The sequence below is a fragment of the Amycolatopsis tucumanensis genome (genome assembly GCF_021654135.1).
Classification (GTDB): domain Bacteria; phylum Actinomycetota; class Actinomycetes; order Mycobacteriales; family Pseudonocardiaceae; genus Amycolatopsis_E; species Amycolatopsis_E tucumanensis.
The window spans coordinates 491173-510460 of sequence record NZ_JAKGSD010000001.1 but is presented as its reverse complement, the minus strand read 5'-3'; the positions used below and the strand labels follow the sequence as shown (position 1 = coordinate 510460).

Sequence of the window (19288 nt, the reverse complement as noted above, 5' to 3'; positions counted from 1 at the left end):
CGACCTATACGGTGCGGCCCTGCTCCAGCCGCAGGGTCGCACCGTCCCACTCCCGGCGCAGCCACCGGTCGTGGCTGGCGAGGACGACGGCGCCGGGCGCGGAGCCCAGCGCGTAGAACAGCTCCTCGGCGAGCGTGAGCGAGATGTGGTTCGTCGGCTCGTCGAGCAGCAGCAGGTCCGGTGGCCGGGCGATCAGGATCGCCAGCGCGAGCCGTCGCCGCTGCCCGACCGACAGCAGCCCGGCCGGCCGGTCGAGGTCCCGCGGCGCGACCAGGCCGAGATCGGCCAGCGCGGGGGAGTCCGGGCCGGCCGCCTCGGCGTAGAGCCCGCGCGGCGTCCGCGCCGGGTCGGGCAGGGTCACGTCCTGCGCGAGCATCCCGGTGCGCAGGCCCTTCCGGCGTCGCACCGCCTGCGGCGCCAGCCCGCCGGCGAGCACGGTGAGCAGCGTCGACTTGCCCGCGCCGTTGCCGCCGGTGACCAGGAGCCGCGCCGACGCCGTGACGTCCAGTTCGGACAGTTCCAGCCGTCCCGGCACGTGGATCCCGCGGGCGGAGAGGATCAGTTCGTCCTCGCCGGCCGGTGCGGTGAGCGCGCCCGCGAACCGCAGCGGCGGCGGGGGCTTGCGCACCTGGTTGGCGGTGAGCTCGTCGAGCCGCTGCTGCGCGTTGCGGACCCGCCGGGAGATCTGCTTCTGCACCCGGCCGGTTTTGAAGTCGTACAGCATCTTCGCGTTGTCCCTCGGCGGCCGGTCGTGGGCGACGGCGCGCGCGGTGACCGCGACCGATTCCGTCAGCCGCCGCAGCTCGGCCTGCTCCTCGGCGTGGCGCTGCTCCCAGCGGGCGCGTTCGGTGCGCTTGTGCGCCAGGTAGTCGCGGTAGGCGCCGCCGTAGCGAGCCGGCCCGCCCAGTGCGGGATCGAGGTCGACGATCGCCGTGCACACCGCGTCCAGGAAGACCCGGTCGTGCGAGGCGAGCACCACCGTCCCGGACAGCCGGGTGAGGTGGCGTTCCAGGAACTCCATCGCCGGGTCGTCGAGGTGGTTGGTCGGCTCGTCGAGCAGCAGCGTGGCCGGCTGCCGGATGAGCAGCGCGGCCAGCCCGAGCCGGGACCGCTGGCCGCCGGACAGCTCGCCGACCGGCCGGTCGATCCCGCCGAGCCCGAGGCCGTCCAGGACGACCGCGGCGCGGCGGTCGGCGCCCCAGATGTCGTGTGCCTGGGCCCATTCCAGGGCCTCGCCGTACTCGGCGAGGACCGCCTCCGACGGATCGGCCGAGACCGCCTCGGCGAGCCGGTCCAGGCGCCGCGCCGCGCGGCGGATGCCGGCCAGCGCGTCCTCGACGACCGCCGGGAGCGGGGTGTGGGCGGGGTAGGCGAGTTCCTGGTGCAGGAATCCCACGTCGGGTCCGGTGTGGACGGTGCCGCCGTGCGGGATCTCGGCGCCCGCCAGGAGTTTCAGCAGCGTGGACTTGCCCGCCCCGTTCTCGCCGACCAGGCCGACCCGCTGGCCGGGGTCGGCGGCGAAGTCGAAGCGGTCGAACAGGACGCGGTAGCCGTAGGCGAAGGACAGCTCGTGAACGCGCAAAGACATGGGACATCACCGGCCGGAGTGCGATGGCGGAACCCGCCGGGCCACCTGGCCTCGGACGCGGGTCGGTCGGGATGTCAGTTCTTCATGGCGCTTCCAGGCTAGCGCGGGAGGGCAACTTGTTTTCCGGCCCCAGATGTGAAAGAGTCCTTTCGAAAGGACTCTTTCACGTTAGGAGTGCCGATGGCCGCCGAGCTGCCGCCGCGACGGCGGGTCCGGGACGCGGAGCTGATGCGGGCGCTGGCGCACCCGCTGCGGTCGGAGCTGCTGAGCTACCTGATGGCCGTCGGGCCGCGGACCGCGACCGAGTGCGCGGAGGCGGTGGACTCGACGGCCTCGAACTGCAGCTGGCACCTGCGGCAACTGGCGCAGTGGGGGCTGGTGGAGCGCGTCGAGGCGGCCGACGGGCGGGAACGGCCGTGGCGGGCCACGCCGGTGGGGCTCGACTTCGGCGAGTTTGCGACCGACCCGGCGGTGCGGACGGCGCAGCTGGCCGCGGCAGGGGCGCGGATCGCCGAGGACGGCGTGCTGGCGCAGCGGTTCCTGGACACGATCGGCTCGTTCGACCGCGAGTGGCAGGAGGCATCGGCGATCAACACCTACGCCCTGCGGGCGACGCCGGCCGAGCTGGCGGCGCTGACCGAGGCGATCGACGCGCTGGTGCGGCCCTACGTGGCGACCATCCGGACGGAGGCGCCGGCGGAGGCGCGGCCGGTCCAGGCGAGCTGGCGGGCGTACCCCCGCGTCGAGGCGAACGGGAAGCCGAGTGAGTAGCGCCGGGTCGTGCGTGTGGCGTGGGTCCCGCCTACGCGCCGAGGGCCGGACGAGCGGGGAGGGGGAGCGTGCCCGCCGCGGCACCAGATGCGGACAAGCACGTTGGCGGCTGGCCGCACGGTGGGGAGCGGTTCGCCCGGTGAGCAGCGGACCAGGGGAGCCCAAGCCCGAGGCCGGGGTGTCGATGCCGCGGAGGTGGGTGGCCGCTGCGCGGCGGCTGGTCCCGCCGCGGCAAGCGGCCAGCAGGGCGACCGGCGAAGCAATCAACCCCGGCGCCGCGGCGCCGAAGGCGCACAGATGTGCCGCCAACGCGGCCCGGCCATTGGGCGGCGAGCTCTCGAGGGTGCGCCAGCCGTCTCGCCACGGGCGGGCAGTGCCCCGCGTGGCGCGCCCGCCGTCTCGCGGTGGGCGGGCAGCATCCCGCCTGGCGCAGCCACCGTCCCGCCACGGGCGGGCAGCATCCCGCGTGGCACCCCCGCCGTCCCGCCACGGGCGGGCAGCATCCCGCCTGGCGCGCCCAGCGTCCCGCCGCGCGCGAGCAGCATCCCGCGTGGCGCAGCCACCGTCCCGCGGCGGACGGGCGCCGTCCCGCAATCCGCGCCCGCCATCCCGCACCGCGCGTACAGCAGATCCGCCGATCGCCGCTCAGCACACGGGGGAGGAGCGACCATGCCCAGCCCACTGAGAACCCCCGCCTTCGCGCGGCTCTGGGCCGCCGGCATGTTCGCCGAGACCGCGGAGTGGATGCTGCAGGTCGCGCTGCCGCTGCACATCTTCGCGCTCACCGGCTCGCCCGCGGCGACCGCCGCCACCATGGTCGCCGGCGTGCTGCCCGCCGTCGTGCTCAGTCCGGTCGCCGGGGTGCTCGCCGATCGCTGGAACCGGCGCGCCCTGCTCGCCGCGGTGTGCGCGGGCCAAGTGGTCGTCGCGGTGCCGCTGCTCGGCAGCAGCCTTCCGGTGATCTACCTCGTCATGGCTCTGCAGTCCGGTCTCGCGGCGGTGTTCGAGCCCGCCCGCAGCGCGCTCGTCCCCGTGCTGGCTCCCGGGCAGACCACCGCCGCCAACGGGGCGCTCGGCGTCGGCACCTGCGTCGCCCGCCTCGGGGGCAGCGCGCTCGGCGGGGTGCTGCTCGGCTTCGCCGGCCTCGGCGCCGTCGTCGTCGCCTACGGCGCCGCCCTCCTGGCCGCGATCGGCTTCCTCGCGCCCCGCTTCGCCGAACCCCGGCCCGCCCACCGGGCCCCAGTGGTCCGGGCCTGGCTCGACGGGCTCGCCGACATCCGCCGCGACCACCGGCTCCGCCTGGTGATCTTCATGACCACCCTGATGTCCGCCGGGCAGGGGATGTTCGTCGTCCTGTTCGTCCTGTTCGTCAGCGGCCCGCTCGGCCAGGGCGAAGCCGAAACCGGGCTGTTGCGCGGTGTCCAGGCCATCGGCGGGCTCGCCGCGGGCCTCGCCATCGCCACCGTCGCCCGCAACGCCGCCCCCGCGCGGCTGCTCAGCTGGGGCACCGTCGCGTTCGGACTCACCGCCGCCGTCATCTGGAACGCCCCGGCGCTGACCAGCGCGTTCGGCGTCTACATCGGACTGTTCATCGCCGTCGGCGTCCCGGTCGTCGTGCTCAACGCCGGGCTGCTGTCGGTCGTCCAGACCGTCAGCCCGCCCGGCAGCACCGGCCGCGTGCTCAGCACCGGCTTCGCCGTGCAGGCACTGGCCCAGGTCGCCGGCATGCTCGGCGCCGGCGCGCTCGTCGGCCCGCTCGGCCTGACCCCGCTGCTGAACTTCCAGGCCGCCCTCAACCTCGTCGCGGGCGCGCTCGGGGTGCTCTGGCTGGTGCGGCGGATGACTACGGTGGACCCGTGCCCCACCTCTACGCCACCAGCGACCTCCACGTCACCCACAACGGCAACGCGCCGCTGATCGACGAAGTCCGCCCGGACTCGCCGGAGGACTGGCTCCTGGTGGCCGGCGACGTCGCCGAGAAGATCGACGCGATCACCGCCACGCTGGCGACCCTCAAGGAGCGCTTCGCCGAGGTGGTGTGGGTCCCGGGCAACCACGAACTGTGGACCGTCCCGCGCGACGGCAACGACCTGCGCGGCGAGGCCCGCTACCGGCACCTCGTCGAGCGCTGCCGCGAGATCGGCGTCCGCACCCCGGAGGACGAGTACCTGGTCTGGCCCCACGCGGACCGGCCGCTCACCATCGCCCCGCTGTTCCTGCTCTACGACTACAGCTGGCGCACCCCGCAGGCCGAGGACGCCTCCCTCGCCGAGGCGCTCGACCAGGCCCGCGAGGCCGGCGTGGTGTGCACCGACGAGTTCTACCTGCACCCCGACCCGTTCCCCACCCGCCAGGACTGGTGCGCCGACCGCCTCAAGTTCAGCGAGCAGCGCCTGGACGCCGTCCCCGCCGACCACGGCACCGTCCTGATGTCGCACTGGCCGCTGCACCGCCACCCCACCGCGCCCCTGCGCTGGCCGGAGTTCGCGCTGTGGTGCGGCACCACCCGCACCGAGGACTGGCACCTGCGCTGCCGCGCCGAGGTCGCCGTGTTCGGGCACCTGCACATCCCGCGCACCACCTGGGCCGACGGCGTCCGCTTCGAAGAGGTGTCGCTGGGCTACCCGCGCGAGTGGCGCAAGCGTGCCCGCGGCCCGGTCCCGCTACGCCGCATCCTCTGACTTCGGCCGCAACGCCAGCAGCGGCACCGCCGCCGCCAGCACCCCGGCCGCGACGAGGAAGCTCAGCGCCGGGCTGGCGTGGTAGAGCCCGGTGAACACCGCGGGGGAGGCCGACATCCCGAGGAACCGCAGCGCGGTGACCACCGAGATCGCGCCGCTGCGCCCGTTGCCCTCCCCGCCGAGCACCGTCGCGTTGATCCCGACCAGCACCAGCTGCCCGCACACCCCGCCGACGGCCCACGCGATCGTCACCGCCGGCAGCGACGGGAACAGCCCGATCGAGGCCATCGCCGCCGCGCCCAGCAGCAGCCCGGCGGCCAGCGCCACCCGCGGCCCGAACCGGTCCGAGGCGGCGCCGACCAGCCGCGCGGCCAGGAACCCGGCGATCCCGTAGGCGGTCAGCACCAGGCCCCGCACCCCGGGCGTCAGCGCGAACAGGTCGTCGACCCGGAACGCGACCAGGAACGGCAGCCCGGCCAGGCACGCCCAGGCCAGGAACACCACACCACCGGCCCACAGCACCACCGGCCGCCACGCGTCCCGCAGCCGCGACCCGGGCTCGCCGGCCCGGTCGTCGGGCGGCAGCGGGCTCGCCGCCAGCGCCAGCGCGACCAGCGCGATCCCGGCGAACGCCCACCGCCAGTCGGCCTCCGCGGCCAGCCCGCCGATCAGGGGCGCGGACGTCTGCCCGAGCGCCTGCATCGCCCCGAACGTGCCGAGCGCCCGGCCGAGCCGGTCCGCCGGGGTGATCGCGGCGAGCTTGGTCAGCAGCAGCGGCGTGGTGAACGCGTTGGCCACGCCCTGCAGCCCGCGGGTGACCTGGAACAGCCAGAACCACGGCACGAGCGCGGCCAGCGCCGCCGCCAGCACGTAGCCGGCGTAGGCGATCCGGATCGTGCGCACCGGTCCCCAGCGCGCGCCGTAGGTCCCGGACACGAGCATGACCAGCGCGAACGGCAGCAGGTAGGCGGTCAGCGAGGACGCCGCGGTGCCCGGTGACACGCCGAAGCTGGCCGACAGCTCCGGCAGCATCGACGACACCACCCCGCCCCCGAACGGGCCGAGGAGGCCACCGACGTAGAGCGCGGCGCGGGCGGGCCGCCCGCTCACCGGCCTGCCGGTCCCGGTCCCTCCGCGCCCGGACGACGCCGCCGCAGGTAACGCTCGAACTCGGCGGCGATCTTCTCGCCGCTCGACTCCTCCAGGGTGATCGCGGTCTCCGCGTCGCCGCGCTCCTCCAGGGACCGGACGTACTCGGCGATCTCCTCGTCCTCCTCGGCCATCTCGCTGACCGTCTGCTGCCACTCCTCGGCCTGCTCGGGCAGCGCGCCCAGCGGCACCTCGACGTCCAGGACGTCCTCGAGCTTGTGCAGCAGCGCCAGCGTCGCCTTCGGCGAGGGCGGGTGGGACACGTAGTGCGGCACCGCGGCCCAGATGGAAATCGCCGGGATGCCCGCCTGCACGCACGCGTCCTGCAGGATGCCCACGATGCCCGTCGGGCCCTGGTAGCGGCTGCGCTCCAGCCCGAACCGGGCCGCGGCCTCCGGGTCGTAGGCGGTGCCGGTGACCGGGACCGGGCGGGTGTGGGCGGTGTCGGCCAGCAGGGCGCCGAGCGTGACGACGGTGGTCACCCCCAGCTCCTCGATGTGGTCGAGCAGCTCACGGCAGAAGGCGCGCCACCGCATGTTCGGCTCGGGGCCGGTCACCAGCACGATGTCCTGGTCGTAGCCGGGCGGGTGGCAGATCGCCAGCCGCGTGGTCGGCCATTCCACCCTGCGGGTGACGCCGTCCACCATCCGCACCGTCGGGCGGCTGACCTGGAAGTCGTAGTAGTCGTCCGGCTCGAGCTCGGCGAGCGGCTTGGCGTCCCAGCTCAGCTGGAGGTGCTCCAGGGCCGTGCTGGCCGCGTCACCTGCGTCGTTCCAGCCTTCGAAGGCCAGGATCATCACCCGGTCCCTGGCCGTGGTGTCCTCCGGGTCCGGGGTCTCGGGCTGTGGGATCGCGTCGGCTGGGTCACTCACCCACCCAGCCTACGACCCGGCGGGCGGTGACGAGACCGTAGCCTGGTGTCATGTCCGGTCGTTTCTCGTCACCGCTGCTGGACGCCCTCGCCGCCCGTGTGGTCGTGGCGGACGGGGCGATGGGCACGGCGCTGCAGGCGCACGAGCTGTCCCTGGACGACTTCGCGGGCCTGGAAGGCTGCAACGAGATCCTGAACGTGACCCGCCCGGACGTGGTGCGGGGCATCCACCGCACCTACCTGGAGGCAGGCGCGGACGCGGTGGAGACGAACACCTTCGGCGCGAACCTGGCGAACCTGGGGGAGTACGGGATCGCCGACCGCATCGCCGAGCTGGCCGAGGCGGGGGCGCGGCTGGCGCGGGAGACCGCCGACGAGCACGCGACGCCGGACCGCCCGCGCTTCGTGCTGGGCTCGGTCGGCCCGGGCACCAAGCTGCCCACGCTCGGCCACGCGCCGTACGCGCGGCTGCGGGACGCCTACGCCGAGCAGGTCACCGGCCTGCTGCACGGCGGGGTGGACGCGGTGCTGGTGGAGACCTCGCAGGACCTGCTGCAGACCAAGGCCGCGATCCTGGGCGCGCGCCGGGCGATGCGCGGGGCGGGCCGCGAGGTGCCGGTGATCGCCTCGATCACGGTGGAGACGACCGGCACCATGCTGCTGGGCACCGAGGTCGCCGCCGCGCTGGCCGCGCTGGAGCCGCTGGGCATCGACGTGATCGGGCTGAACTGCGCGACCGGCCCCGCCGAGATGAGCGAGCACCTGCGGACGCTGTCGAAGTCGGCGCGGGTGCCGCTGTCGGTGATGCCCAACGCCGGCCTGCCCGAGCTGGGCCCGGACGGCGCGGTCTACCCGCTGTCGCCGGAAGGGCTGGCCGAGGCGTTGTCGGGGTTCGTGCGCGAGTTCGGCGTCGGCCTGGTCGGCGGCTGCTGCGGCACCACCGGCGAGCACATCCGGCAGCTCGCCGAGGCGGTGCGGGACGCCGAGCGCGCGCCCCGACGGCCGCGGCACGAGCCGGGCGTGTCCTCGCTGTACCAGGCGGTGCCGTTCGAGCAGGACGCCTCGGTGCTGATGGTGGGGGAGCGCACCAACGCCAACGGCTCCAAGAAGTTCCGCGAGGCCATGCTCGAAGGCCGCTACGAGGACTGCGTGGAGATCGCGCGCGAGCAGACCCGCGACGGCGCGCACCTGCTGGACCTGTGCGTGGACTACGTGGGCCGGGACGGCGCGGCGGACATGGCCGAGCTGGCCGGGCGGCTGGCGACGGCGTCCACGCTGCCGATCATGCTCGACTCCACCGAGCCCGCGGTGCTGCAGGCCGGGCTGGAGCGGCTGGGCGGGCGGTGCGTGGTCAACAGCGTCAACTACGAGGACGGCGACGGCCCGGACTCGCGCTTCCAGAAGATCATGCGGCTGGTGTCCGAGCACGGCGCCGCGGTCGTGGTGATGTGCATCGACGAGGAGGGCCAGGCCCGCACCGCCGAGTGGAAGGTCCGCGTCGCCACCCGCACGATCGAGGACCTGGTGACCAACTGGGGCATGCGGGTCTCCGACATCATCGTCGACTGCCTCACCTTCCCGATCACCACGGGCCAGGAGGAGACCCGGCGCGACGCTCTGGAGACGATCGAGGCGATCCGCGAGCTCAAGCGCCGCTACCCGGAGGTGCAGACGACGCTGGGCATCTCCAACGTCTCCTTCGGGCTCAACGCCGCCGCGCGCCAGGTGCTGAACTCGGTCTTCCTGCACGAGTGCGTCGAAGCCGGGCTGACCACGGCGATCGTGCACGCGTCGAAGATCCTGCCGATGGCGCGGATCCCGGACGAGCAGCGGGAGGTCGCGCTCGACCTGGTCTACGACCGCCGCCGGGAGGGCTACGACCCGCTGCAGAAGCTGATGTCGTTGTTCGAGGGCGTGTCGGCCGCGTCCAGCCGGGCCTCGCGCGCCGAGGAGCTGGCCGCGTTGCCGCTGTTCGAGCGGCTGGAGCGGCGGATCGTCGACGGCGAGCGCACCGGGCTGGAGGCCGACCTCGACGCGGCCCTGGCCGAGAAGCCGGCGCTGGACATCGTCAACGACACCCTGCTGTCCGGCATGAAGACCGTCGGCGAGCTGTTCGGGTCCGGCCAGATGCAGCTGCCGTTCGTGCTGCAGTCCGCCGAGGTCATGAAGACCGCGGTGGCCTACCTCGAGCCGCACATGGACAAGACGGACTCCTCCGGCAAGGGGAAGATCGTCCTGGCCACGGTCAAGGGCGACGTGCACGACATCGGCAAGAACCTGGTCGACATCATCCTGTCGAACAACGGTTACGACGTGATCAACTTGGGTATCAAGCAGCCGGTCAACGCGATCCTGGACGCGGCCGACGAACACGGCGCGGACGCGATCGGCATGTCCGGGCTGCTGGTGAAGTCCACGGTGATCATGAAGGAGAACCTGGAGGAGATGAACTCCCGCGGAGTCGCCGAGCGCTGGCCGGTCCTGCTCGGCGGCGCGGCGCTGACCCGCACCTACGTCGAGAACGACCTCGCCGAGCTCTACCACGGCGACGTCCGCTACGCGCGGGACGCCTTCGAAGGCCTGCGGCTGATGGACACGATCATGGCGGCCAAGCGGGGGCTGGCGCCGGAGATCAGCGCGGAGGAGGCGGCGAAGAGAGCGGAGCGCAAGGCCCGCCGCGAGCGGTCCCTGCGCATCGCCGAAGCCCGCAAGTCCGCCCGAGAGCCGGAGGCCCCCATTCCCGCCCGTTCCGATGTCGCGACCGACGTTCCCGTGCCCGTGCCGCCGTTCTGGGGCACCCGGGTGGTGAAGGGCATCCCGGTCGCCGAGTACGCCGCCCTGCTCGACGAGCGGGCCACCTTCCTCGGCCAGTGGGGCCTGCGCGGCGCCCGCGGCGGGCAGGGACCCAGCTACGAGCAGCTGGTGGAGACCGAAGGGCGCCCGCGGCTGCGGTACTGGCTCGACCGGCTGGCCACCGACGGGGTCCTGCAGCACGCCGCCGTGGTCTACGGCTACTTCCCGGCCGTGGCCGAGGGCAACGACCTGGTGGTGCTGACCGAGGCGCACGCCGACGCCCCGGAGCGGGCGCGGTTCACGTTCCCGCGCCAGACCCGCGACCGCTACCTGTGCCTGGCCGACTTCTTCCGGCCCCGCGCCACCGGCGAGGTCGACGTGCTGCCGCTGACCCTGGTCACCATGGGGCAGCCGATCGCCGACTACGCCAACGAGCTGTTCGCGAACGACGCCTACCGCGACTACCTGGAGGTCCACGGCCTCGGCGTGCAGCTCACCGAGGCGCTGGCCGAGTACTGGCACCGCCGCGTCCGGCAGGAGCTGCACTTCACCAGCGGCCGCGCGGTCGCCGACGAGGACCCGCGCTCGGTCGAGGACTTCTTCAAACTGGGCTACCGTGGCGCCCGCTTCTCCCTCGGCTACGGCGCCTGCCCGAACCTGGAGGACCGCGCGACCATCGTGGAGCTGCTCGACGCGGAACGGATCGGCGTGAAGCTGTCCGAGGAGTTCCAGCTGCACCCCGAGCAGTCCACCGACGCGATCGTGGCCCACCACCCCGAGGCCAAGTACTTCAACACCTGAGCAGAGGGAGAACCACTTGACGGACGGCCTTGCTGCCGTGCTCTGGGACATGGACGGCACGCTCGTCGACTCGGAGAAGCTGTGGGACGTCGCGCTCTACGAGTGCGCGGAGTGGCTGGGCGGGACGCTGTCCACCGAGCAGCGGCTCACGCTCGTCGGGTCCAACATGGACGCCACCGCGGGCTTCCTGCTGACGGTGACCGGCCACGAGCCGACCGCCGCGGCGGTCGCGGAGACCGGCGCGTGGATCCGCGACCGGACGGCGAACCTGTTCGCCGACGAGCTGCCGTGGCGGCCCGGCGCCCGCGAGGCGCTGACCGCGGTGCGCCGCGCCGGGGTGCCCTCGGCGCTGGTCACCTCCACCGAGCGGTCGCTGACCGAGCTGGCGCTGGACACCATCGGGCGGGAGTTCTTCGACGTCACCGTCTGCGGTGACGAGGTGGACGGGCTCAACAAGCCGCACCCGGAGCCCTACCTGCGCGCGGCGCGGCTCCTCGGCGCGGACCCGGCACGCTGCGTGGCCGTCGAGGACTCCCCGCCGGGCGCCGCGTCGGCCGCCGCCGCGGGCTGCGTCGTGCTGGTCGTGCCCAACGACGTGTCCGTCGAAGCCGGCCCCCGCCGGGTGTTCCGCACCTCGCTGACCGGGGTGGACGCGGACACGCTGCGCGCACTGGTGTGACGTCGCCGTCAGCAGCGGCGGCCCGGATCGCCCCCGGGGCGGGCCGGATGGAAGGATCTACAGACCGTGAAGACCTTCGACGAGCTGTTCGCCGAGCTCACCGAGCGGGCCCGCAACCGACCCGAGGGATCGGGCACCGTGCAGGCGCTGGACGCCGGCGTGCACGCCCAGGGCAAGAAGGTGCTCGAGGAGGCCGGTGAGGTCTGGATCGCCGCCGAGCACGAGTCCGACGACCGGCTGGCCGAGGAGATCTCCCAGCTGCTGTACCGGGTTCAGGTGCTGATGCTCGGGCGCGGGCTGACCACCGAGGACGTGTACCGCTACCTGTAGCGGGGCCGAGAACGAACGAGGAGTGAGGGCATGCTGCGGGTTGCGGTGCCGAACAAGGGAGCGCTGGCCGGGCCGGCGTCGGAGATGCTCGGCGAGGCCGGTTACCGCCAGCGGCATGAGCAGCGCGACCTGACCGTGCTCGACCCGAACAACGAGGTCGAGTTCTTCTTCCTGCGCCCCAAGGACATCCCGATCTACGTCGGCTCTGGCGAGCTGGACCTCGGCATCACCGGCCGCGACCTGGCGCTGGACTCCGGCGCCCCGGTCGAGGAGGTGCTGGCGCTGGGCTTCGGCGGCTCCACCTTCCGCTACGCGGCCCCGGCCGGGCAGGACTGGAAGCCGGCCGACCTGCAGGGCAAGCGGCTGGCCACCTCCTACCCGAAGCTGGTGCGCGACGACCTCGCCCGCCAGGGCGTGGAGGCCGAGGTGATCCGGCTGGACGGCGCGGTGGAGATCTCGATCCAGCTCGGCGTCGCCGACGCGATCGCCGACGTGGTCGGCTCCGGCCGCACCCTGCGGCAGCACAACCTGGTCGCGTTCGGCGACCCGATCTGCGTGTCCGAGGCGGTGCTGGTGCAGCGCGCCGGCAGCGACGCGCAGAAGGCGAAGGCGCAGCTGACCGCCCGGCTGCAGGGCGTGGTGTTCGCGCAGCAGTACATGATGCTCGACTACGACTGCCCGCGGACGCTGCTGGACAAGGCGGTCGCCATCACCCCCGGCCTGGAGTCGCCGACCGTCGCGCCGCTGGCCGACCCGGACTGGGTCGCGGTGCGGGCGATGGTGCCCCGCAAGAAGGTCAACCAGATCATGGACGAACTGGCCGAGGTGGGAGCGAAGGCGGTGCTCGCCTCCGACATCCGCTCCTGCCGGCTTTGACCGGCGGTGTCCTGCCGGCGTTCGCGCCGATCTGGGCACTGACCGGACTGGGGTACCTGCTCGGCCGGTTCCGCGTGCTCGGCGACGGGGCCGAGGCGGCGCTGACGAAGTACGTCTTCGTCGTCGCGATGCCCGCGGTGCTGTTCACCACCATGCAGGACACGCCGCTGACCGCCCTGCTGAACCCGGGCGTGATCGCGTTCCTGATCGGCACCGTCGTGGTGGGCGCGATCGGCTTCGCGCTGGGCAAGTGGGTCTTCCGGCGCAAGCTGTCGGAGTGGGCGGTCAGCGGGATGGCCTCCTGCTACGCCAACGCCGGCAACCTGGGCATCCCGGTGCTGCTGCAGCTGTTCGGCGACTCCGCGTTCATCATCGTGGTGATCCTGCTGCAGACGCTGGTGCTGATGCCGTCGCTGCTGGCCCTGCTGGAGACCGACGCGCGGGAGCCGGGCCGGTCGCGGTGGCGGACGCTGCTGATGCTGCCGGTGCGCACCCCGGTGATCGCCGCGTCGCTGACCGGGATCCTGTTCCGGGCGAGCGGGCTGCACCTGCCGCACCTGGTGGCGCAGCCGCTGCACCTGCTCGCCTCGGCAGGGGTCGGCACCGCGCTGCTGGTGCTGGGGATGTCGCTCACCTCCGGCGGCGCCCGGGAACCGATGGGGACCCGGCGGGTGGAGATGGCGACCGTGGTCGGGCTGAAGCTGTTCGCCCAGCCCGCGATCACCCTCGGCATCGGGCTGCTGCTCGGCCTGCCGCACCCGGTGCTGATGATCGTGACCGTGTGCGCCGGGCTGCCCACCGCGCAGAACATCTTCATCGCGACCAGCCAGTACGCCCTGGACAGCCGGTTCGTGCGGGACTGCGTGCTGGTGTCCACCCTGGTGTCGATGGGATCGCTGTCCCTGGTGTCCTGGCTGGTCGGCGAGTTCCTCTAGGGCTCCAGGTCCAGGGCGGCGGCGAAGGTGCCGTCCATGTGGAACGGTGTGGACTGGTGCTGGTGCGCGATCAGCCAGCGGCCGTCGTCGCGGCGCAGGCAGACCGTCGACCGGAACCACAGGGTGAACGGCCCGTCGTGGCCGGCGGGGACCGCGGACATGCGGTTGAGGCTGTGCGCGAAGGCCAGATCGCCGCTGACGGTGGCGCGCAGGTCGCGGACCTCGTAGTCGACCGGCCCGTCGAACCCGGCGAACCAGCCGCGCAGGTTGTCCGGGTTGCGCATCTCGGCCGCCGCGTGGGCCAGCGGCGGCGCGAGGGTGAACGCGACGATCTCCGGCGCGTAGCGGGCGACGACCGCGTCCGCGTCGCCGGCCCGGATGGCGGCCGCCTGCTCCTCGATCACCGCGTGGATTTCGTTCGTGCTGGTCATCGTCGTCCTCCGGTTAGGGTGTGTGCTTCCACCGGTGACGTCGAGACCGCGGGCCCGGTCTCGACATCCCGGGTGAGGAGTCCGGGAGGGCAGATGAAGTTCCTGGTGCTGATCTACCGCAACGCGGCGTCGCAGGCGGTCTGGGAAAGCCTGGCCGACGACGAGAAGCGGGAGGGGCTCAAGGCGTACGAGGCTCTCGACCGCGACCTGGAGGAGGCGGGGGAGGTGGTGACCTCGGCGTCGCTGGCGCCGCCGGAGACCGGCAAGCGGGTCCTGGTCTCCGAGGGGCAGGTCGTCGCGGGGGACGGGCCGTTCGCCGAGGTCAAGGAGCAGCTGGCCGGGTTCTACGTGCTGGACTGCGCGAGCCTGGAGCGGGCCGTGGAGTGGGCGGCGCGGATCCCGGAGGCGGGGCTCGGCCTGGTCGAGGTGCGCCCCACGCAGGACCTGAGCGTCTTCCTGCCGTGACCGAGGTGCTGCGCGAGCTGGCGCCGCAGGTGCTCGCCGCGCTGGTGCGCCGCTACGGCGACTTCGACCTGTGCGAGGACGCCGTGCAGGAGGCGCTGCTCGCGGCCGCGACGCAGTGGCCGGCCCAGGGGGTGCCGGACAACCCGAAGGGCTGGCTGATCACCACCGCGTCCCGGCGGCGGATCGAGCTGTGGCGGTCGGAGACCGCGCGCCGCCGCCGCGAGGAGAACGTCGCGCTGATGACGCCACCGGACCCGGCGCCGGTGCCCGCGGTGGACGACACGCTCACCCTGCTCATGCTGTGCTGCCACCCGTCGCTGACCCCGGCGTCGCAGGTGGCGCTGGCGCTGCGGGCGGTCGGCGGGCTCACCACGGCCGAGATCGCGCGGGCCTACCTGGTGCCGGAATCCACGATCGCGCAACGCATCAGCCGCGCGAAGCAGCGGATCAAGGCCGCCGGCGCCCGGTTCCGGCCGCCGGCGCCGGACGAGTACGGACAGCGCCTCGCCGCCGTGCTCAACGTGCTGTACCTGGTCTTCACCGAGGGGCACACCGCGAGTTCGGGGGAGTCGTTGCAGCGCGTGGACCTGACCGCGGAGGCGATCCGCCTGGCGCGGCAGCTGCACGCCCGGCTGCCCGGCGAGGGGGAGGTGACGGGCCTGCTCGCGCTGATGCTGCTGACCGACGCGCGCCGCGCCGCCCGCACCGGTCCCGGTGGTGCGCTGGTACCGCTCGCCGAGCAGGACCGGTCGCGGTGGGACCGGGCGATGATCGACGAGGGCACCGCGCTGGTGACGCGGGCGCTGACGACCGCGCCGGTGGGCCCGTACCAGCTGCAGGCCGCGATCGCCGCTGTGCACGGGCAGGCCGCGCGGGCGGAGGACACCGACTGGCGGGAGATCGCCGGACTGTACGAGCTGCTGGCGGCGGTGGCGCCCGGGCCGATGGTGACGTTGAACCGGGTGGTGGCGGTGGCCGAAGTGGACGGTCCGGAGGCCGGGCTGCGGGAGCTGGCGGTGGCGGCGGAGGACCCGGCGCTCGCCGGGCACCACCGCGTGGACGCGGTGCGCGCGCACCTGCTGGAGCGGACCGGTGATCTCCCCGCGGCGGCGGAGGCGTACCGCCGCGCCGCGCAGGGCACCTTGAGCGTGCCGGAGCAGCGGTATCTGGAGGAGCGGGCCGACCGCTGCGCCACGCGCAGTGTATAATGACCTATACGGCGCGCCGTTTAGTGCGCCGGTTCGGCGGCCAGCGCGTCCAAGACCGCCCCGAGTTCGGAGTAGCTCGCCACGACGCCGTCGGTGTTGCCGAGCCGGTGGCGTTCCAGCCGCACCGCGCCCAGGTGCCGAGCCCGGTAGACCAGCGCCCGCCAGCGGGCCTGCGGAGTGTCCGCCGGCCGCCCGTAACCCACCCAGAACGCGTCCCGGACGGGATCGGGCCGCGACGCGGCGTACAGGCTCCAGTCGGCGGCGGGATCGCCCCAGGACGCCCGGTCGTGGTCCAGCACGCCGTCGATCACCGGCTCCGGCGCGCCGGGGGAGAGGAGCACGTTGGCGGTCCACAGGTCGCCGTGCAGCAGCCGCGGCTCGGTGATCTCGTCGAGCACCGCCCGGCGTTGCTCGGCCAGCCGGGCGACGGCCAGCACGTCCGACGCGTCGAGACCGGCGTCGGCTAGATCCGCGGCGGTGTCCGCGAAGTACGCCAGCACCGCCTCGGTCCACGTGGCGAACGCCGGGCCGGCGACCGGGCCGAAGGCGGGGCCGCGCACCTCGTGCACGGTGCGTGCCAGCGCGCCGAGGCCGCGGTAGAAGCCGGTCCACAGTGGACGCGGGTACGCCCGCAGCCCCCGCGGCGCCGGGATCCCGGGGAGGAACGTCTGGAACACGTAGTCCCGCCCGGCGATGTCCCGCGTCCAGTCCGCGAACAACGTCCGGGGCATCATCCGCGCGATCGGCGCGAAGAACGGCAGGCTCACGTGCTCGTTGCGCATCAGCTCCCGCTCGACGCGGAACTGCCGCGCGGGTTCCGGCGCCACCCGCAGGACCACGGTCTCCCGGGACGGCAGCTCCACCCGGTAGGTCGTGTTGTACAGACCACCGCCGAGCTCCACCGCGGACACCGGCGGCGCCCCGAACGCGCGCTCGGCCATCGCGGTGATCTCATCCGCGGAAAGCGGTTGCCGGAACGACCCGGCCGGGCGTGCGATCGACCGCGGCCGCACTAGTCGCGGGGGCGCTTGGGCATCAGGTCGTACAGCTTCTTCCGCGCGCCGTTGTCGTTCTCGTTGCGGGTCTGCGCGACCTGGGTGATGAAGTCCTCGAACACGAAGTCGTCCTCGGCGGGGATCGGGGCCGACGGCTGCTGCCGCGCCAGGTGCCCGTCCAGCACCGCCGCGATTTCGCGGAAGGCGAACGCCTGGGTGGTCTCCGGCGCGAACGTCGTGACCGGCATGCCGTGCGCGGCGGCCTCGTTCATCACCACCCCGAGCGGGACGTGCGCCAGCAGCGGGTACCCGAACTGCTTGAGCTCCTCCAGCGCCGCCACCGCGTACCCCGACATCGGTCGCCGGTACAGGCCCGGCACCACCCCGAAATAGGGGATGGGCGGGCGGTTGAGCGCGGTCTGCACGTAGTACAGCTGGTCGTTGAGCAGCCGCAGCGCCCGGATGCTGGTGCGGTCCGGCTGCACCGGAACCAGGATGCCGTGCGTCGCCGCGAGCGCGTTGTTCGTCAGCACGTCCAGGGCGGGCGGGCAGTCGATGATGACGTGGTCGTAGTTGGCGAACTGCACGACCCGCGCCAGCTGCCAGCCCGGAACCCGGAACTGGTCGAGCCTGCGCACCAGGTCGAACATGCCGGGCGAGGTCGGGATCACGTCGAACGCGCCGCCGGGGCCGATGTTGCTGCGCCGGTGCGGCACGATCAGCTCCTCGACCGGCCCCTTCCACATCTTGGTGAGCGCTTTGGCCAGGCTCGGCGCCTGCGCGGGCACCTCCTCCAGGCCCAGCATCTCCGTGGTCGCGTGCCCCTGCGGGTCGAGGTCGATCAGCAGCACCCGGCGGCCGCGTTCGGCCAGCGCCGCGGCGGCCCCGACGCTCAGCGCCGTCTTGCCGACGCCGCCCTTCTGGTTGACCACCGAGGTGATCTGCACTCGAGCGCTCCCAGGTCAGTCGGTTCTGGCCGCAGAGTAGTGGATCTCGTGCGGCTCGCGGGGGACGGTCACGCCCGTCAGCGTGTCCGCACCATCAGCGCCTGCGCGCCGTGGCCCACCTGGCCCCGTACGTCGGACAGCGTGCTGGTGGCCGTGCCCACCCCGGACGGGCCGACCAGCGTGCGCGCGTCCAGCGCGATCCACTCGCCGACCGGCGCGCGCCGCAGGTGCACGGTCAGCTCGCTGTTGATGAACCACCACTTCGCCGGGTCCAGGAAGTTCGACGCGCCGTTGCCGGTGTCGGCGACCGCGAACAACCGCTGCAACGGCGTCGGCTTCTCCCCGGCCACCAGCTCGACCCGCTGCCTGCCCCACACCCACGCCGGCCCCGGCTCCGCGGGCGAGCCCGCGATGAGCCGCCACTCCATCGCGCCCAGGTAGCCGCCGCGGCCCCAGGTGTCCGGCCACGACGCCGGGCGGCAGTCCTCGGGGGACGGTGGCGCCGGCTCCTCGGTGGCCACGTCCGTGGTGTCGGCCTCGGCGATCCGCCACGCCGAGGCCCGCGCCACCGCCCGCGTGCCGTCGTGCAGTTCCGCGCCGAGCAGCTCAACCGACCGGCCGGGACGCTCCACCCAGGACCGCAGCGACAGCTCGGTCAGCGGCGCCGGGCCGAGGATCTCCACGGTGACCCGCGCCAGCAGCCCCGGCCGGTCGGCGGCCAGGTTCTCCAGCGCGCGGGCGAGCAGCGCCGACGGCGGCCCGAAGTGCTGCGCCTCGGGGGTCCACGGCCCGGCCGTGTGCTCCGTCGGCTGGTAGCGATCGCCGCCCAGCGGCAGGTAGAAAGCGTTCTCCGTCATCTCAATCCGCCCCCGTCAGTCAGCACGGTCCAGTGCGGTTTCCACACCCGGGTCCGGCTCCGGCCAGCCCGGGTACTCCGGTGGCGTGCCGCCGAACGACGGGCACAGCGACTGGTGCGCGCACCAGTCGCACAGCCTGCTGGGGCTCGGCCGGAAGTCGCCGGTCTTGCCCGCCTTGAGGATCGCCTGCCAGATCGCCTCCAGCGTGCGCTCGAAGCGGCGCAGCTCGGCCTCGTCCGGGGCGTAGGCCAGCGACTGGCCGTCGGTGAGGTACATGAGCTTCAGCTGGCGCGGCACCACGCCACGCAGGCGCCACAGCACCACGGCGTAGAACTTCATCTGGAACATCGCCTTGGCCTCGCCGATCTCGCGGGGCGCGGCGCCGGTCTTGTAGTCCACCACGCGGATCTCGCCGGTGGGCGCGACGTCCAGCCGGTCGACGTACCCGCGCAGCCGGACCCCGGACTCCAGCTCCAGCTCGACGTGCAGCTCGCACGCCTCCGGGTCGAACCGGCGCGGGTCCTCCAGCTGGAAGTAGCTGTCCAGCAGCTTGGTGGCCGACTCCAGCCAGCCCTGCACGTCCTCGCCGTCGAACAGCTCGGCCCACTCCGGGTTGTCGGCCGACAGTTCGCTCCAGGTGGGCGCGAGCAGCTCGCGGGCGCGGTCCGGTTCGCGGTCGGTCTTGGGCAGCGCGAACAGCCGCTCCAGCACCGAGTGCACGAGCGTGCCGCGCAGCTGCGCCTTCGTCGGCACCTCCGGCAGCCGGTCGACCGCGCGGAAGCGGTAGAGCAGCGGGCACTGTTTGAAGTCGCTGGCCCGCGAGGGGGACAGCGCGGGGCGGCGCACGCCGAGCTGGGGATCCGTGGTCGCCGTCTGAGCCATACCCCGCACCCTAAACGAGGGGTCCGACA

General features: G+C 73.5%; 18 protein-coding genes. 10 read left to right on the top strand and 8 right to left on the bottom strand.

The window, feature by feature from the left end; all coding sequences use genetic code 11:
- Window positions 1-4: 4 nt before the first annotated feature.
- Window positions 5-1588, bottom strand: a complete 1584-nt coding sequence (locus tag L2C96_RS02640) for an ABC-F family ATP-binding cassette domain-containing protein (protein WP_237334959.1) — start codon at window positions 1586-1588, stop codon at window positions 5-7.
- Between the two features lie 180 nt (window positions 1589-1768).
- Here L2C96_RS02640 and L2C96_RS02635 point away from each other — a divergent pair, with 180 nt between their 5' ends.
- The 3 genes from L2C96_RS02635 to L2C96_RS02625 all read left to right on the top strand — a co-directional run bounded on the left by L2C96_RS02635 (window position 1769) and on the right by L2C96_RS02625 (window position 5040).
- Window positions 1769-2359: an ArsR/SmtB family transcription factor gene (locus tag L2C96_RS02635; RefSeq protein WP_020422765.1), complete on the top strand. Its 591-nt coding sequence runs from the start codon at window positions 1769-1771 to the stop codon at window positions 2357-2359.
- A 669-nt stretch (window positions 2360-3028) separates the two neighbouring features.
- On the top strand, window positions 3029-4276 hold the full coding sequence (locus tag L2C96_RS02630) for an MFS transporter (protein WP_237334958.1): 1248 nt from the start codon (window positions 3029-3031) through the stop codon (window positions 4274-4276).
- The gene (locus L2C96_RS02625; RefSeq protein ID WP_237334957.1) at window positions 4216-5040 is read left to right on the top strand and encodes a metallophosphoesterase family protein; all 825 of its coding nucleotides are present in this window, start codon (window positions 4216-4218) and stop codon (window positions 5038-5040) included. Before L2C96_RS02630 ends, L2C96_RS02625 begins: the two co-directional genes overlap by 61 nt.
- Here the strand turns inward: L2C96_RS02625 and L2C96_RS02620 are convergent.
- Both L2C96_RS02620 and L2C96_RS02615 read right to left on the bottom strand, forming a co-directional pair.
- A complete protein-coding gene (locus L2C96_RS02620) occupies window positions 5023-6150 on the bottom strand; it encodes an MFS transporter (protein ID WP_020422768.1) in 1128 nt (375 codons plus the stop codon). The genes L2C96_RS02625 and L2C96_RS02620 overlap by 18 nt on opposite strands.
- Complete coding sequence (locus tag L2C96_RS02615; RefSeq protein WP_020422769.1) at window positions 6147-7061, bottom strand: PAC2 family protein; 915 nt, start codon at window positions 7059-7061, stop codon at window positions 6147-6149. Before L2C96_RS02615 ends, L2C96_RS02620 begins: the two co-directional genes overlap by 4 nt.
- A 50-nt stretch (window positions 7062-7111) precedes the next feature.
- On the opposite strand from L2C96_RS02615, the gene metH reads away from it, so the two are divergent.
- From metH to L2C96_RS02590, 5 genes are all read left to right on the top strand, one after another.
- On the top strand, window positions 7112-10654 hold the full coding sequence (gene metH, locus L2C96_RS02610) for a methionine synthase (protein WP_020422770.1): 3543 nt from the start codon (window positions 7112-7114) through the stop codon (window positions 10652-10654).
- A gap of 16 nt (window positions 10655-10670) precedes the next feature.
- The gene (locus L2C96_RS02605; RefSeq protein ID WP_157358824.1) at window positions 10671-11333 is read left to right on the top strand and encodes an HAD family hydrolase; all 663 of its coding nucleotides are present in this window, start codon (window positions 10671-10673) and stop codon (window positions 11331-11333) included.
- 66 nt (window positions 11334-11399) lie between these two features.
- Complete coding sequence (locus tag L2C96_RS02600) at window positions 11400-11663, top strand: phosphoribosyl-ATP diphosphatase (protein ID WP_020422772.1); 264 nt, start codon at window positions 11400-11402, stop codon at window positions 11661-11663.
- Between the two features lie 30 nt (window positions 11664-11693).
- Entirely contained in the window at window positions 11694-12539 is an 846-nt protein-coding gene (gene hisG, locus L2C96_RS02595) for an ATP phosphoribosyltransferase (RefSeq protein WP_020422773.1), read from the top strand.
- The gene (locus tag L2C96_RS02590) at window positions 12536-13474 is read left to right on the top strand and encodes an AEC family transporter (RefSeq protein WP_237334956.1); all 939 of its coding nucleotides are present in this window, start codon (window positions 12536-12538) and stop codon (window positions 13472-13474) included. The genes hisG and L2C96_RS02590 overlap by 4 nt, the downstream gene beginning before the upstream one ends.
- On the opposite strand, the gene L2C96_RS02585 is transcribed toward L2C96_RS02590, so the two are convergent.
- Window positions 13471-13905 carry a YybH family protein gene (locus L2C96_RS02585; protein ID WP_237334955.1) on the bottom strand — a complete coding sequence of 145 codons (435 nt, stop codon included), beginning with the start codon at window positions 13903-13905 and terminating at the stop codon, window positions 13471-13473. The genes L2C96_RS02590 and L2C96_RS02585 overlap by 4 nt on opposite strands.
- Before the next feature lie 93 nt (window positions 13906-13998).
- Between L2C96_RS02585 and L2C96_RS02580 the strand changes: the two genes are divergently transcribed.
- Window positions 13999-14370, top strand: a complete 372-nt coding sequence (locus tag L2C96_RS02580; protein WP_020422776.1) for a YciI family protein — start codon at window positions 13999-14001, stop codon at window positions 14368-14370.
- Window positions 14367-15578 (top strand): RNA polymerase sigma factor, encoded by a 1212-nt coding sequence (locus tag L2C96_RS02575; protein WP_237334954.1) that lies wholly within the window; start codon window positions 14367-14369, stop codon window positions 15576-15578. The genes L2C96_RS02580 and L2C96_RS02575 overlap by 4 nt, the downstream gene beginning before the upstream one ends.
- 20 nt (window positions 15579-15598) lie before the next feature.
- On the opposite strand, the gene L2C96_RS02570 is transcribed toward L2C96_RS02575, so the two are convergent.
- From L2C96_RS02570 to L2C96_RS02555, 4 genes are all read right to left on the bottom strand, one after another.
- Window positions 15599-16519, bottom strand: a complete 921-nt coding sequence (locus tag L2C96_RS02570) for a phosphotransferase family protein (RefSeq protein WP_237334953.1) — start codon at window positions 16517-16519, stop codon at window positions 15599-15601.
- A 71-nt stretch (window positions 16520-16590) separates the two neighbouring features.
- Window positions 16591-17520, bottom strand: a complete 930-nt coding sequence (locus tag L2C96_RS02565) for a ParA family protein (protein WP_237334952.1) — start codon at window positions 17518-17520, stop codon at window positions 16591-16593.
- A 77-nt stretch (window positions 17521-17597) separates the two neighbouring features.
- Window positions 17598-18377, bottom strand: coding sequence for a thioesterase family protein (locus tag L2C96_RS02560; protein WP_237334951.1), 780 nt, complete (start codon window positions 18375-18377; stop codon window positions 17598-17600).
- A gap of 15 nt (window positions 18378-18392) precedes the next feature.
- The gene (locus tag L2C96_RS02555; RefSeq protein WP_017982475.1) at window positions 18393-19259 is read right to left on the bottom strand and encodes a RecB family exonuclease; all 867 of its coding nucleotides are present in this window, start codon (window positions 19257-19259) and stop codon (window positions 18393-18395) included.
- Between the last annotated feature and the right edge of the window lie 29 nt (window positions 19260-19288).

Excerpts from the sequence above, each read along its gene's own strand:
- L2C96_RS02560 (WP_237334951.1), bottom strand. The coding sequence starts at position 18,377 with ATGACGGAGAACGCTTTCTACCTGCCGCTGGGCGGCGATCGCTACCAG.
- hisG (WP_020422773.1), top strand. The coding sequence starts at position 11,694 with ATGCTGCGGGTTGCGGTGCCGAACAAGGGAGCGCTGGCCGGGCCGGCG.
- L2C96_RS02630 (WP_237334958.1), top strand. The coding sequence starts at position 3,029 with ATGCCCAGCCCACTGAGAACCCCCGCCTTCGCGCGGCTCTGGGCCGCC.
- L2C96_RS02555 (WP_017982475.1), bottom strand. The coding sequence starts at position 19,259 with ATGGCTCAGACGGCGACCACGGATCCCCAGCTCGGCGTGCGCCGCCCC.
- L2C96_RS02640 (WP_237334959.1), bottom strand. The coding sequence starts at position 1,588 with ATGTCTTTGCGCGTTCACGAGCTGTCCTTCGCCTACGGCTACCGCGTC.
- metH (WP_020422770.1), top strand. The coding sequence starts at position 7,112 with ATGTCCGGTCGTTTCTCGTCACCGCTGCTGGACGCCCTCGCCGCCCGT.
- L2C96_RS02570 (WP_237334953.1), bottom strand. The coding sequence starts at position 16,519 with ATGGCCGAGCGCGCGTTCGGGGCGCCGCCGGTGTCCGCGGTGGAGCTC.
- L2C96_RS02585 (WP_237334955.1), bottom strand. The coding sequence starts at position 13,905 with ATGACCAGCACGAACGAAATCCACGCGGTGATCGAGGAGCAGGCGGCC.
- L2C96_RS02580 (WP_020422776.1), top strand. The coding sequence starts at position 13,999 with ATGAAGTTCCTGGTGCTGATCTACCGCAACGCGGCGTCGCAGGCGGTC.
- L2C96_RS02635 (WP_020422765.1), top strand. The coding sequence starts at position 1,769 with ATGGCCGCCGAGCTGCCGCCGCGACGGCGGGTCCGGGACGCGGAGCTG.